This window comes from Klebsiella sp. JN_Kp122, assembly GCF_040062085.1.
Taxonomy (GTDB): Bacteria; Pseudomonadota; Gammaproteobacteria; order Enterobacterales; family Enterobacteriaceae; genus Klebsiella; species Klebsiella aerogenes.
This window is the reverse complement of sequence record NZ_JBEAHW010000014.1, coordinates 1-13206: the sequence shown is the minus strand read 5'-3', so window position 1 is coordinate 13206 and position 13206 is coordinate 1. Positions and strand designations below refer to the sequence as shown.

Genomic DNA, 13206 nt, shown 5'->3' with positions numbered 1-13206 from the left:
CTGCCGCTGAGAGGAGCCCGTAATGGACTTAGAAAATATCTTTCGTGACGTGAAGTTGAGTAAAACCGAAATGACCGTGCTGCGTTTTATTCAAAATGACCCGCAACTGTGTATCCGCGAAGGGATCCGCACCGTCGCGGAGCGCTGCTACAGTAATCCTTCTTCGCTGGTGCGGCTGGCGAAGAAGCTTAAGTTCAGCGGCTGGCTGGAGCTGGTCTATTTCATCAAGTTCAATATCACCATGCCAAAGCTCGATGTCACCAACGATATTGATTATATGAGCATTCAGCCGGCAGAAGCGCTGACGCCGCTGCTGGCAGGCCTTGAGCAGCAGCGTATTTTGATCCACGGCAGCGGTTTTTCGCAGCTAATCGCCCAGTATATTTATAATAAGTTTCTCGTTACCGGCGTGAACGCCAGCCTGGCATTGTGGCCCGATTACGAAATCCTTGAGCAAAAAAACGCTGCCCGCTTTGATTCTATCTGGATCATTTCTAAATCCGGACGCAGCAGTTCGGCGTTAAATTGGGTTAAAGCGCTGGAAGGCAAGGAGATAAACCTGGTTTGCTTTACCGGCGATTATCAAAGCCCGCTGGCGCAGGCCGCGAATACGGCGTTTATTATTCATGACCCGCAGAAGTTCGACGATGATATTTACTGGAGCAACCCGTTTTTTGGCTACTGCATATTGGGCTTTGAGCGGCTGTTAAAAATGTGGTTTACCAGCGTACGTAGCAATAGGTAGCCCCGCTAAGCGTAGCGCGAGCGGGGGGAGTTCCCGGATAGCGGCTGGCGCCTTATCCGGGCTACTCAATCGAGCGGGGGCGACTCGTTACCGCCACCCGGCGAACTGTTCATCGTCGAGATAGGCCTCAACCAGCTTCTTCGCCAGCGAATATGAACCGACCAGCGGATGAGCCATCAACGCCTGCAGCGCCAGCGATTTGTCCTGCTGCAGAATTGCCGCCACCGCCAATCGTTCATACTCCTTCACGCTGGCAATCATATTTTTCTGCGCTGTCGGCACGTTAACCGGCGTCACCGGCTTAAGACCCTCTTTGCTCAGATCGCAGCTGATTTCAATCACATCGTCGGGGCGTAAAAAATCGAGCGTGCCGTTATTTTGTAGCGACACCACGATGCGTTTGGTGGTGGTGCTGTTGACCGCCTCCAGAATATCCAGCGCCACCCCGGCGTAGCCGCCGGTATCTGGCTCTTCGATAAACTGCCGCAGCGTTAACGGCTCGCGGGTATGGAATTTTTCCTGCTGCGACTCGTTTTGCATATAGCTGTTTTCGCGGCGCAGGTAGTGCTTCATCCAGATGGTAAAGGCCGCCTGCGGATCCGCTTTAACATCCACGCCGCTGAGCTCCTGACGCATATCGTGGTTGATACGGGCAATCTGCTCGCCGCGGGTCTCCGGCGCCTGTTGAATCGCCCGTAGCGCCACTTCGCGATAGTAGTAGTAATAGAGATATTCGTTGAGCAACTGGTTATCGCACAGTTTGACCAGCTCCGGCGAGAAGTACTGCATCGCCGTTTTGCGGTATAAATCCGGGTTAGCGACCAGCTGCGCGGTAACCTCTTCCCCGCGCACGGTGAAGTGCGTAAACCAGGAAAAGTGGTTTAAGCCGTAGCATTCCACGCTCAGGTCGTGCGGGTCGCAGCCGAGGATCTCCGGCAGCTCGCGGATGAGTTCCGACGGCGCATCGCAAATCCCGTACACCCGGCGTTTGAAACCGGATTTGATAATCGCCTCGGTAACCAGCCCGGACGGATTGGTAAAGTTAAACAGGATCGCGTCTTTATCGGCATGTTCTTCGATCAGCCGACAGTAGCGTAGGATCGCCGGGATCGAGCGCATCGCCATGGCAAAACCGCCCGCGCCGGTGGTCTCCTGGCCCAGCGTGTTATGCTCCAGCGCAATCCGCTCGTCGCGGATGCGGCTCTCATCGCCGCCGACGCGCAGCGTGGTAATCACGTAATGGGTACCCTGCAGCGCGGCAATCGGATCGCTGGTGGTCGTAAAATGAATATCCGGGCGAATGGTATTAAATACATAGCGGGCGATTTCACCAAATAGCGATAAATTATCTGCTGAGCTATCCTGAAATACCACTTCCGTTAAACCAATGCGGTGCGCGTTATAAGCCAGCGACTTCGCCAGAAATGCAGAGCGTACGCCGCCCCCGCCTAATACGGTTAATTTCATACATCACTCCCAATTAATTTTCTGCTAGCCAGCTATCAACCCGGGAACGGACTTGCCCGACTTTGACGCCATAAATAACCTGAACTTCATTACGATTGCGTACTACGCCATTTGCGTCGGTGCTTTTTAATATTTCATCATCAACTAATGTCATATTATGGACAACCACCCGCAGGCGCGTGAAACAGTTATCAACGGAGATAATATTGGCTTTACCACCTAAGCCATTAATAATTTCATCCGTCATCGACTGCGGGCCGCTGACTTTTTTACGGTAGTCCGCCTTACTGTATAACTTAACGTTATCGTCATCCTCGCGGCCCGGCGTTTTCAGATTTAACTTCACTACCAGCGTGCGGAATATCGCGTAATAAACGATAAATTGGCCAATACCGATCAGCACGTACCCCGGCCAGCGGGTTAACGACACCGGCAGCGGCAGGTTGTAGATCAGAAATTCAATTAGGCCGGAGGCGCCCCACGGCCGCACGGTGAAGATGTCGCAAATTGCCTGCGAAGCGGCGGTTAACGTCGCATGGATCACCCACAGCAGCGGCGAGACAAATAAGAAGGTGAATTCAATGGGTTCGGTGATGCCGGTCAGCATCGAGGTGATAATCGCCGGCAGCAGAATCGCCTTTGCCATCGCTTTCTTCTCCGGCTTCGCGGTGTGATAAAACGCCAGCGATGCGCCCGCCAGGCCAAAGATGGTGGTCATCCCCTGTTGCGAGAAACGTAATGCATCGTTCATCACCGGCGTCAGATCGGGATGGCGCATATAGGCGAGGAAAATCGCCTGGGTGCCGGAGACGACCTGGCCATCGACATTTAGCGTGCCGCCGATTTGCGTGAGCTGGAAAGGCGACCACACGAAATGGTGCAAACCGGTGGGAATAAGGAATTTTTCAAAGAAGCCGTAGACAAACACTCCCGCAACGCCGGCATTCTTCATAAACCCGGTCAGGGCGCTAATGCCGTGGGTCATAAAAGGCCAAATCCAGGTAAAAGCAATGGCATAGCAGATAATGACTGGCGTCATGGCGACCAGCGTCAGCTTCGCCCCGCCGTACATCGATAGCGCGCCGGGCAGCTCAATATTGGAGACTTTATTATGTACCCAGGCAATGGTGCAGCCAAGAATGATTCCGAGGAATACTCCCATATCGACGACCACAAAGCCTAATAGCTGCGTTTGCCCGGTACCGTAATATTCGCCGTTAATTTTTTCCGCCACCGCATGAGTATGTTCCAGCCATGAATGGTTGGCGCCGAGAAACATGATAAAACACATCACCGAGACAAGTGCGACCTCTGTTTTTTTATCTTTTGCCAGGCCGTAACTTATTCCCACGCAAAACAATAATCCGAGGTTACCGAATAATGGCCAGAAGGTATCACCAAGCAGTTGCCCTAATTGATGAAGGAAACTGGTTTCAGCAATAAGAGTCGGGTTAGTTAAGACGGAACTGAGAGCCAGAATTAATCCAATGACCGGCAAGAACAATACTGCGCCGATCATGGCCCTGGAGAATTTTTGCATATTCTCCAGAATACGTTGACGTATTACAGACATGGTTGTTCCTTTTATTTTTGTAGGTACAGGGGATCATTATTTTTATCAACTTCCAGTATTTTGGTTATAGCAATTCTGATATTTGAAAGGAACCTGTTGCGGGAAATAGGCACAGATAGCCGCTAATTGCATACAGGTTTCAGGGAGGGGGATTAGCCCTCTTCCGCCGGGAAGAGGGCAAGAGGAAAATGGCTACGGCGTTACGGGAACCGACGCGGCAGGCGCGTTGCTAACCTCGCCGTTGCGCATCACCTGCGCCGCCTGCTGCTTGTCCATATTGGTGGCGCTGAGCTGGCCGTTGACGCTCGGTTTCAGCGGCGCATTGGCCTGCACGCTACCGTTCGCGGTTAGCTGGAAGTTGCCGTCGCCGCTAATCGGCAGCGCAGGCCAGCCCCAGGCCTGCAGAATATTCAGCGGCACGCCGCGGCCGTTCAAGCTCAAATTGACCTGGCGTTGCGGCAATTGTGACACCGCGGCGGTCGCCTGCAGAATGCCGCGCTCGGTAAAGGCGCTCAGCTCGCTGATGTTGACCGTAGAAGCGTTCGCGTTCAGCTTCAGCGACGGACGGCGCACGTCGATGCGGTTGAAGGTCGCGGCGGCGGCATTGAGGGTGGCGCTGCCATTCCACACACCCCACTGACCATCTTTCACCAGCTGTAATTCGCCGCCGTAACCGTCCAGCGCGGTGATCTGCCATGGGAAGGCTGGGTCGATATCGATAATCAGATTTCGGCTGGCGCTGAATTTCTTCAGCGTCAAGCTTTGCAGCCAGCCCGGCATCGGCTCCATCCACAGCTGTTTCCAGTTGGACGGTAGCGTATATTCCAGCCCGGCGAAGACGGCATCGTCGAGCACCAGCGCATTACCGGCGCGCAGCCAGTTGCCGGAGGTACGCACCATGCCGCCCTCCCAGCGGGAGCTGAACTGGCGTAGCGCAATGCCCTGCGGCGAGAATTCGGCATTGACGATGGGATCGAGGAAATTCAGCGAACCGTAGATAAACTCGCTGGCGTTCATCGATAGCGTCCCGTCGTCGCTCTGCCAGCCGTTATGGCTCAAGGTCAGATTGCGCAAGTTGAGGTCGAGGTCGGTCACCGCCCAGCCTGGCCCCTGCAAACGAGCATCGGTCACATCCAGCCGGCCAATCTGCAGCGACGGCACCGAGGTGAGCGGCGCAAGGAACTCATTCAGCGGTTTGGCGCTCTGCAGACGAATTTCATTCAGGCGCAGGTTATCAACCAGCCAGCTACCGTCGGCGCGGCGTTTGGCGTTACCGGTCAGCGTGCCGCGCGCGATATCGGCGCCAAGGGTGTTCAGGGTCACCTCGCCGTTATCCATTGCCCCCTGGATCAGGACGTTGCTGGCTTCGATGCCGTTAATATTCATCGAGCCCGCGCTCATCTGAATTTGCGCTTTTCTGCCCAGCACGTCGCCCGCTTCCGGCTGCCACGGCATCACGCCACCGGTCACCCGCTGCGCGCTCAGGTTCCACTCGCTGTCCGGGCTGTTAAAGGCCATATCGCGTAGCTGCAGGCGGTCAGCGGCAAACGGCATCGAGGCGGAAGCCGGAGAAAGATTCAGCGTGCCGTCGCTGAGGACGATTTCATCAGCGTGCAGCGGGTCGCTGAACTGGCGGGTGCTAAAACCGATATCCACCGTTCTGGCGACCAGCGTCGGCGGCTTGCCGTCGCGGCCAAAGGTGACATTTTGCAACTGCAGATGTAGTGGGGAAGAGAAGTCATGCTCCATCTTATCGAAGGCGATTTTCCAGCCGGTGCTTTCGCTTAACCAACTGCTCGCCTGGCGCGCCCCCCAGCGGGTTTGCAGCGCAAAGTAAGCGGCGACGATAACGACCAGCAGGGCGATCAGCAGCCAGAGAACCAGCTTTCCAAGAAATTTCATGATCTTCCATCCTGATAAGTACACATCACCGTGTTATGCACGATTTATGCGCAATCCTCAAGGCGGGAATAGTGAAATGAGATGAAGTGAGGTGAAGAGATGTTACAGCCGGCGCGCTCCCTGGTCGCCGTGGCGATACCGGGGAGCGCAACTTCAATGCGTTAGTTCTTCTCAGGCGGGAAGATTAAATTCAGAACAATCGCCGTGATACCGCCAGCGGCAATACCGGAAGAGAGCAGGTTTTTCAGCCAGTCCGGTGCGAACTGCAGGATCAGAGGCTGCTGCGATACGCCGAGACCCACCGCCAGAGAGAGGGCGATAATCAGGATAGCGCGGCGATTCAGCGGCTCGCGGGAGACGATGCGCACGCCGGATGCGGCAATGGTACCGAACATCACCAGCGTCGCGCCGCCAAGTACCGGCTCAGGAATATGCTGCACAAAGCCGCTTACCGCCGGGAACAGGCCGAGCACAATCAGCATCAGCGCCACCACAAAGCCCACATAGCGGCTGGCGACGCCGGTCAGTTGGATCACGCCGTTGTTCTGGCCGAAGCAGGAGTTCGGGAAGGTATTGAAAACGGCGGAAACAAATGAGTTCAGGCCGTTCGCCAGTACGCCGCCTTTCAGGCGTTTCATATACAGCGGGCCGGAGACCGGTTGTTCAGAAACGTCGGAGGTTGCGGTGATATCGCCGATCGTTTCCAGCGAGGTGATCATAAAGACCAGCATCAGCGGCAGCAGCAGGCTCCAGTCGATGCCCAGGCCGTAATAGAGCGGCGTAGGGATAGTGATCAGGCTGCTGTTGGTAGGCGCGGTGTTAGCCGGCAGCATATCGAGGAACCACGCCGCCAGATAACCGGCAGCCATCGCGATCACCAGCGAGGCGATGCGCAGGTACGGGTTGCGCTGGCGGTTGAGGATAATAATCAGCGCCAGCACGATGCCCGCCAGCAGCAGGTTTTTCGGCGCGCCGAAGGTGTGGTCGGCCATCGCCGCATAGCCGCCGCCGATGGAAGTCAGGCCAACCTGAATCAGCGACAGGCCGATAATCATCACTACCACGCCGGAGACCAGCGGCGTAATAATGCGGCGCGCCAGATGCAGAACCCGCGAGAGGACCATTTCGGTGCAGCTCGCCAGCATCAGGGTGCCGAACAGCGCGGCCATCATCGTCGGCACGTCGGCGCCGCCGGTTTTCAGCGCGGTGCCGCCCATAATCAACGGGGCGACGAAGTTGAAGCTGGTGCCCTGGATGGAGAGCAGGCCGGAGCCAACTGGTCCCCAGGCTTTAATCTGGATAATGGATGCCACGCCGGAGGCGAACAGCGACATGCTGATGATGTGTTGCGTATCTTCGGCCGGGAGGCCGAGCGCCTGACAGATAAGAAGCGCCGGGGTGATGACCGCAACAAACATCGCCAGCAGGTGCTGGAATGCGGCAAACAGCGTTTGCGGAAGCGGCGGACGGTCTTCGAGGCGATAGATTAATTCGCTGGCTGGTTTATGCGCAACCGGTTGCGCATTTTCTGACTCTGCGGTCGTAACGGACATCACAAACAATCCCAAGGTGGCAAAGCGGGAATTTTATCGGACTGTAGACCAAAAGCAAACGTTTGCCACGATTTGGCGCAAAAAATATCCTCACTGAATAGATGTAACAAATTAATTAACATTTTGTATGCTTGATCGCATCAACGCTAATACAAAATATCTTTTTCTGTCATTTTTTGCGCACTTCTGCTTAAAATCGCTCTTCGACTCCTCAAGATGAGAAGTAATCGACACCGGGAATACCGTCGCGTGTGAATGAATCATGCGCCCATAAGGAGCTCTTTTTTATGTTGCATCTCGATACCTTATCGACGCTCGTTGCCGCAACCATGGTGTTGCTTTTAGGGCGAAAGCTCGTTCAGAACGTCCCATTCCTCAAAAAATATACCATTCCTGAACCCGTCGCCGGCGGCCTGCTGGTGGCGCTGGCGCTGCTGGTTTTGAAAAAAAGCATGGATATCGAAATCGATTTCGATATGAGCCTGAAGGACCCGCTGATGCTGGCGTTCTTCGCCACTATCGGCCTTAACGCTAACCTTGCCAGTCTGCGGGCGGGCGGCAAAGTGCTTGGCACTTTCCTGATTGTGGTGGTGGGCCTGCTGCTGCTGCAGAACGCTCTCGGTATCGGCATGGCGAAGCTGCTGGGGCTGGATCCGCTGATGGGTCTGCTGGCCGGTTCTATCACGCTTTCCGGCGGCCACGGCACCGGGGCGGCGTGGAGTAAATTGTTCGTTGAGCGTTACGGTTTTGCCAATGCCACCGAGGTCGCCATGGCTTGCGCAACCTTCGGCCTGGTGCTCGGCGGCCTGATCGGCGGGCCGGTGGCGCGTTATCTGGTGAAGCACTCTTCCTCGCCGGACGGTACACCGGACGACCAGCTGGCGCCGACGGCGTTTGAGAAGCCGGATATGGGCCGTATGATCACCTCGCTGGTGCTGATTGAAAGTATTGCGTTAATCGCTATCTGCCTGACCGTAGGGAAGGTGGTTGCGCAACTGCTGGCGGGTACCGTGTTTGAATTACCGACCTTCGTCTGCGTGCTGTTTATCGGCGTGATCCTCAGCAACGGCCTGGCGCTGGCTGGGCTGTATCGCGTGTTTGACCGTGCGGTATCGGTACTGGGCAACGTCAGTCTGTCGCTGTTCCTCGCGATGGCGCTGATGAGCCTCAAGCTGTGGGAACTGGCGTCGCTGGCGCTACCGATGATTATTATTCTGGCGGTACAGGCGGTGGCGATGGCGCTGTATGCGGTGTTTGTGACTTACCGGATGATGGGCAAGAACTATGATGCCGCCGTGCTGGCTGCCGGTCATTGCGGGTTCGGGCTTGGCGCGACGCCGACGGCGATTGCCAATATGCAGGCGATTACCGACCGTTTTGGCCCGTCGCATATGGCTTTCCTGGTGGTGCCGATGGTGGGGGCGTTCTTTATCGACATCGTCAACGCGCTGGTGATTAAGCTGTACCTGCTGCTGCCGATATTTGGCTGATAAAAAACCCGGAGGCGGTGCTGCGCACCTGTCCGGGCTACAAGATCGTGCTGTTTGGGGTTTTGTAGCCCGGCTAAGGCGTTTACGCCGCAAGCCGGGAATACCTCCACAATCTTACGCTTCGTCGTGCTCTTCCCACGCTAACGCGCGTTTCACCGCTTTCTTCCAGCCGCTGTAGCGGAAATTACGCTCGGTGGTTTCAATACCCGGGCGGAACTCACGTTCAATCACCGCTTTCTCCTGCAGCTCGTCGAGATTTTGCCAGAAGCCGACCGCCAGACCTGCCAGATAGGCGGCGCCCAGCGCCGTGACTTCACGCACTTCCGGGCGTTCCACGCGGGTGCCGAGAATATCGGACTGGAACTGCATCAGGAAGTTGTTGGCGACCGCGCCGCCATCCACGCGCAGGGCGTGCAGACGAATACCGGAGTCGGCCTGCATCGCTTCCAGAACGTCACGCGTCTGATAGGCGATAGATTCCAGCGTGGCGCGGATAATATGGTTGGCGTTCACCCCGCGGGTCAGGCCGAAAATCGCGCCGCGCGCATACGGATCCCAGTAAGGCGCGCCAAGACCGGTAAAGGCCGGCACCACATACACGCCGTTGGTGTCCTTCACCTTAGTGGCGAAGTATTCAGAATCGAAAGCATCGTTGATGAGTTTCATTTCATCGCGCAGCCACTGAATCGACGCCCCGGCCATAAACACCGCGCCTTCCAGCGCGTAGTTCACTTCGCCGGTCGGGCCGCAGGCGATGGTGGTCAGCAGGCCGTGGGTTGAGGTCACCGCCTTTTCACCGGTGTTCATTAACATGAAGCAGCCGGTACCGTAGGTGTTTTTCGCCATCCCTTCTTTCACACACAGCTGGCCAAACAGCGCCGCCTGCTGGTCGCCGGCGATGCCGGAGATAGGAATACGGGTGCCGCCTTTACCGCCGATGTTGGTCTGGCCGTACACTTCAGAAGACTTACGTACTTCCGGTAGCATGGCGCGCGGGATATCCAGCGCGTCGAGCATTTTGTCGTCCCAGTCCAGTTCATGGATGTTGAACAACATGGTACGCGAGGCGTTAGTGTAGTCGGTGACGTGCACGCGCCCCTGGGTCATTTTCCAGATAAGCCAGGTATCAACGGTACCGAACAGCAGTTCGCCGCGCTTCGCGCGCTCGCGGGCGCCTTCGACATGGTCAAGGATCCACTTCACTTTGGTGCCGGAGAAGTACGGGTCCACCACCAGGCCGGTGGCTTTACGGATGTACTCTTCCATGCCGTCGCGCTTGAGCTGCTCGCAGATATCCGCGGTGCGGCGGCACTGCCAGACGATAGCGTTGTAAATAGGCTTACCGGTCTCACGCTCCCAAACGATGGCGGTTTCACGCTGGTTGGTGATGCCGATGGCGGCAATTTCGTCGGAGTTGATATCGGCTTTTGCCAACACTTCGACCAGCGTAGAGCTCTGCGAGGCCCAAATCTCCATCGGGTCGTGCTCAACCCAGCCTGGCTTCGGATAAATTTGTTCGAATTCACGCTGTGACACGCTGACGATATTGGCGTCGTGATCCATCACGACGGCGCGGGAGCTGGTAGTGCCCTGGTCGAGCGCAACGATATATTTTTTCTCGGTCATAATTGGTGTCCCGTAGTCAGATTACAGCGAAGCTTTTTGTTGCGACGCGGAAGAAGCGGATTCTTTTTCTTCCTCGACGCAGGTGTCGCAAGGCAGATGGCGGCCAATGAATTTGCGGTAGCTGAATGCGCCCAGCGCCGCGCCGACCACCGGTGCGCACAGCGGCACCAGGAAATAAGGAATATCTTTGCCGCCGGTGAAGGCGACGTTACCCCAGCCTGCCAGCCAGGCGAAGGCTTTCGGTCCGATATCACGCGCCGGGTTCATCGCGAAGCCGGTCAGCGGACCCATAGAAGCACCGATAACGGCAATCAGCAGACCAATCAGCAGCGGCGCCAGCGGGCCGCGCGGCACGCCGTTGCCGTCGTCGGTCAGCGCTAAAATCACGCCCATCAGAATAGCGGTAATCACCATTTCTACCGCGAAGGCCTGCACAAAATTGATATGCGGGTTAGGGTAGGTCGAGAAGATACCGGCGAGCTCAAGGCTTTCCACGCTGCCGCGTACCATATTGTGGGTGTGTTCGAAATCGAAGAAAAGATTGTAATAAAGCCCGTAAACTAATGCCGCAGCGCAAAAGGCGCCGGCGAATTGCGAAATAATAAAAGGAACAACTTTGCGCCCATCAAAGCAGGCGAATAACCATAAGGCGATGGTGACTGCCGGATTAAGGTGCGCGCCGGATACGCCCGCGGTCAGGTAGATAGCCATAGCCACCCCCAGACCCCAGATGATGCTGATTTCCCACTGACCGAAGCTGGCTCCTGCGACTTTGAGCGCAGCTACGCACCCAACGCCGAAAAAGATCAACAACCCGGTACCGAGAAACTCTGCGATGCACTGGCCTTTTAATGTTGATGTCTGGCTCATAATCGGATCCTGAAGCGAAGTGATTATTGTAAGTATGTTGGTCGCGGACGACCACGGTGCCTTGTAGGCATAGTGTTAATTTATCGTTAACGAGCATAAACGAGAAATATCGAAATTTAAATTTGTGTCCCTCGTCAAGAAAATGAGCGTTTTCGCGCCATAAACGCGTGTTGCGGCACATTTACCCACCTTTTTCTGCGTATTTTGTTATCTCATTGATTAACAATCGCCAGAGAAGTTCGGGGCAATTGCCGCGAACGCACCAGGTAAAGACTGAAAAGTGTTGCAAACCGCAATCTGCGCGGGTTGTCGCTGGACAGGTGAGGCGGGGATTCATACAATCGACGACAACACCGCTATTGTGCGCTAATTCGTTAAGGCGGGACCGCGTATACGAAACACGGGTTTCTATCAACGCCTTGCAAGATCAGGAGAGGTATGACGATGTCATTAGAAGTGTTTGAGAAATTAGAATCTAAAGTTCAGCAGGCGATTGATACCATCACTCTGTTGCAGATGGAAATCGAAGAGCTGAAAGAAAAGAACACCACGCTGGCGCAGGAAGTGCAGAGCGCGCAGCACGGCCGCGAGGAGCTGGAGCGTGAAAATAGCCAGCTGAGAGAACAACAGCAAGGCTGGCAGGATCGTCTGCAGGCGCTGCTGGGCCGCATGGAAGAAGTCTAATCGCTTCCCGCCCCTTCCCGCCCGGGAAGGGGTTTTCTCTATCCCCCGCTTTATATCTCCAGGTTATAGCCAATCTTTTTTTATTCTTTAATCATTGATTCGCTTTCTGGCACGCTTAGTTCATCACAACACGACATAAAGAGAGCGGTGCGATGAATAAGTGGGGCGTAGGGTTAACTCTGTTGCTGGCATCCGCCAGCGTGCTGGCAAAAGATTATCAGCTGTTAAACGTATCGTACGATCCGACGCGCGAGCTGTACGAACAGTACAATAAAGCGTTTAGCGCGCACTGGAAGCAGGAAACCGGCGATAACGTGGTGATTCGTCAGTCGCACGGCGGCTCCGGCAAACAGGCGACGTCGGTTATCAACGGGATTGAAGCGGATGTCGTCACCCTGGCGCTGGCCTACGACGTAGACGCCATTGCTGAACGTGGTCGTATCGATAAAAACTGGCTGAAGCGCCTGCCGGATAACTCCGCGCCGTATACCTCAACCATCGTGTTCCTCGTCCGTAAGGGCAACCCAAAACAGATCCATGACTGGAACGACCTGATTAAACCCGGCGTATCGGTCATCACCCCGAACCCGAAAAGCTCCGGCGGCGCCCGCTGGAACTATCTGGCGGCATGGGGCTATGCCCTGCATCAGAATCACGGCGATCAGGCGAAAGCGCAGGAGTTCGTGAAAGCGCTGTATAAAAACGTTGAAGTGCTGGATTCCGGCGCGCGCGGTTCCACCAACACCTTCGTAGAACGCGGGATCGGCGACGTGCTGATTGCCTGGGAGAACGAAGCGCTGCTGGCGACGAAAGAGCTGGGCAAGGACAAGTTTGAAATCGTGACGCCGAGCGAGTCCATTCTGGCCGAGCCGACGGTTTCCGTCGTCGATAAAGTGGTGGATAAGAAAGGCACTCGCCAGGTGGCGGAAGCGTACCTGAAGTATCTCTACTCGCCGGAAGGCCAGGAGATTGCGGCGAAGAACTTCTATCGTCCGCGCGATCCTGATGTGGCGAAGAAATATGCCAACGAGTTCCCGAAACTGAAGCTGTTTACCATCGATCAGGAGTTCGGCGGCTGGACGAAAGCGCAGAAGGAGCACTTCTCCAACGGCGGTACCTTCGACCAGATTAGCCAGCGTTAATCCTCTTGTCCCTGCTGGCGCTACGCTTAGCAGGGCTACAGTTCTGCGCCGTCCGGTAGCCCGGGTAAGGCGACAGCTGCTACCCGGGAGTCCCTGCTTGCGCTACGCTTAGCAGGGCTACAGTTCTGCGCCGTCCGGTAGCCCGGGTAAGGCG

The 13206-nt window shown here is 55.9% G+C and carries 10 protein-coding genes; 4 read left to right on the top strand and 6 right to left on the bottom strand.

The window, feature by feature from the left end:
• The first annotated feature begins 22 nt into the window (after positions 1 to 22).
• Positions 23 to 745, top strand: coding sequence for an SIS domain-containing protein (locus ABLU78_RS03435; protein WP_015369125.1), 723 nt, complete (start codon positions 23 to 25; stop codon positions 743 to 745).
• Positions 746 to 832: 87 nt separating this feature from the next.
• Here the strand turns inward: ABLU78_RS03435 and ABLU78_RS03430 are convergent, their stop codons facing one another.
• The 4 genes from ABLU78_RS03430 to ABLU78_RS03415 form a co-directional block, all read right to left on the bottom strand.
• Complete coding sequence (locus tag ABLU78_RS03430; protein WP_048229862.1) at positions 833 to 2212, bottom strand: glycoside hydrolase; 1380 nt, start codon at positions 2210 to 2212, stop codon at positions 833 to 835.
• Positions 2213 to 2225: 13 nt separating this feature from the next.
• On the bottom strand, positions 2226 to 3785 hold the full coding sequence (locus tag ABLU78_RS03425) for a PTS transporter subunit EIIC (RefSeq protein ID WP_048229864.1): 1560 nt from the start codon (positions 3783 to 3785) through the stop codon (positions 2226 to 2228).
• Positions 3786 to 3977: 192 nt separating this feature from the next.
• The gene (locus ABLU78_RS03420) at positions 3978 to 5687 is read right to left on the bottom strand and encodes an AsmA family protein (RefSeq protein ID WP_048229866.1); all 1710 of its coding nucleotides are present in this window, start codon (positions 5685 to 5687) and stop codon (positions 3978 to 3980) included.
• Between the two features lie 161 nt (positions 5688 to 5848).
• A complete protein-coding gene (locus ABLU78_RS03415) occupies positions 5849 to 7240 on the bottom strand; it encodes a uracil-xanthine permease family protein (protein WP_015369129.1) in 1392 nt (463 codons plus the stop codon).
• 287 nt (positions 7241 to 7527) lie between these two features.
• Between ABLU78_RS03415 and gltS the strand changes: the two genes are divergently transcribed.
• Positions 7528 to 8730 (top strand): sodium/glutamate symporter, encoded by a 1203-nt coding sequence (gltS, locus tag ABLU78_RS03410; RefSeq protein WP_015703819.1) that lies wholly within the window; start codon positions 7528 to 7530, stop codon positions 8728 to 8730.
• Between the two features lie 114 nt (positions 8731 to 8844).
• Here gltS and glpK read toward each other — a convergent pair whose 3' ends face one another.
• Together glpK and ABLU78_RS03400 are read right to left on the bottom strand one after the other, a co-directional pair.
• Positions 8845 to 10356 carry a glycerol kinase GlpK gene (glpK, locus tag ABLU78_RS03405; RefSeq protein WP_015369131.1) on the bottom strand — a complete coding sequence of 504 codons (1512 nt, stop codon included), beginning with the start codon at positions 10354 to 10356 and terminating at the stop codon, positions 8845 to 8847.
• 21 nt (positions 10357 to 10377) lie between these two features.
• Entirely contained in the window at positions 10378 to 11226 is an 849-nt protein-coding gene (locus ABLU78_RS03400; RefSeq protein ID WP_015369132.1) for an MIP/aquaporin family protein, read from the bottom strand.
• A gap of 438 nt (positions 11227 to 11664) precedes the next feature.
• Here ABLU78_RS03400 and zapB point away from each other — a divergent pair, with 438 nt between their 5' ends.
• Positions 11665 to 11910, top strand: coding sequence for a septal ring assembly protein ZapB (zapB, locus tag ABLU78_RS03395; protein ID WP_020077673.1), 246 nt, complete (start codon positions 11665 to 11667; stop codon positions 11908 to 11910).
• Positions 11911 to 12062: 152 nt separating this feature from the next.
• Positions 12063 to 13052, top strand: coding sequence for a sulfate ABC transporter substrate-binding protein (locus ABLU78_RS03390; RefSeq protein WP_015369134.1), 990 nt, complete (start codon positions 12063 to 12065; stop codon positions 13050 to 13052).
• The last annotated feature ends 154 nt before the right edge of the window (positions 13053 to 13206 follow it).

Bases quoted from the DNA above. Each gene is read 5' to 3' on its own strand.
- glpK (WP_015369131.1), bottom strand. From the start codon at position 10,356: ATGACCGAGAAAAAATATATCGTTGCGCTCGACCAGGGCACTACCAGC.
- ABLU78_RS03415 (WP_015369129.1), bottom strand. From the start codon at position 7,240: ATGTCCGTTACGACCGCAGAGTCAGAAAATGCGCAACCGGTTGCGCAT.
- ABLU78_RS03430 (WP_048229862.1), bottom strand. From the start codon at position 2,212: ATGAAATTAACCGTATTAGGCGGGGGCGGCGTACGCTCTGCATTTCTG.
- gltS (WP_015703819.1), top strand. From the start codon at position 7,528: ATGTTGCATCTCGATACCTTATCGACGCTCGTTGCCGCAACCATGGTG.
- zapB (WP_020077673.1), top strand. From the start codon at position 11,665: ATGACGATGTCATTAGAAGTGTTTGAGAAATTAGAATCTAAAGTTCAG.
- ABLU78_RS03400 (WP_015369132.1), bottom strand. From the start codon at position 11,226: ATGAGCCAGACATCAACATTAAAAGGCCAGTGCATCGCAGAGTTTCTC.
- ABLU78_RS03435 (WP_015369125.1), top strand. From the start codon at position 23: ATGGACTTAGAAAATATCTTTCGTGACGTGAAGTTGAGTAAAACCGAA.
- ABLU78_RS03390 (WP_015369134.1), top strand. From the start codon at position 12,063: ATGAATAAGTGGGGCGTAGGGTTAACTCTGTTGCTGGCATCCGCCAGC.
- ABLU78_RS03425 (WP_048229864.1), bottom strand. From the start codon at position 3,785: ATGTCTGTAATACGTCAACGTATTCTGGAGAATATGCAAAAATTCTCC.
- ABLU78_RS03420 (WP_048229866.1), bottom strand. From the start codon at position 5,687: ATGAAATTTCTTGGAAAGCTGGTTCTCTGGCTGCTGATCGCCCTGCTG.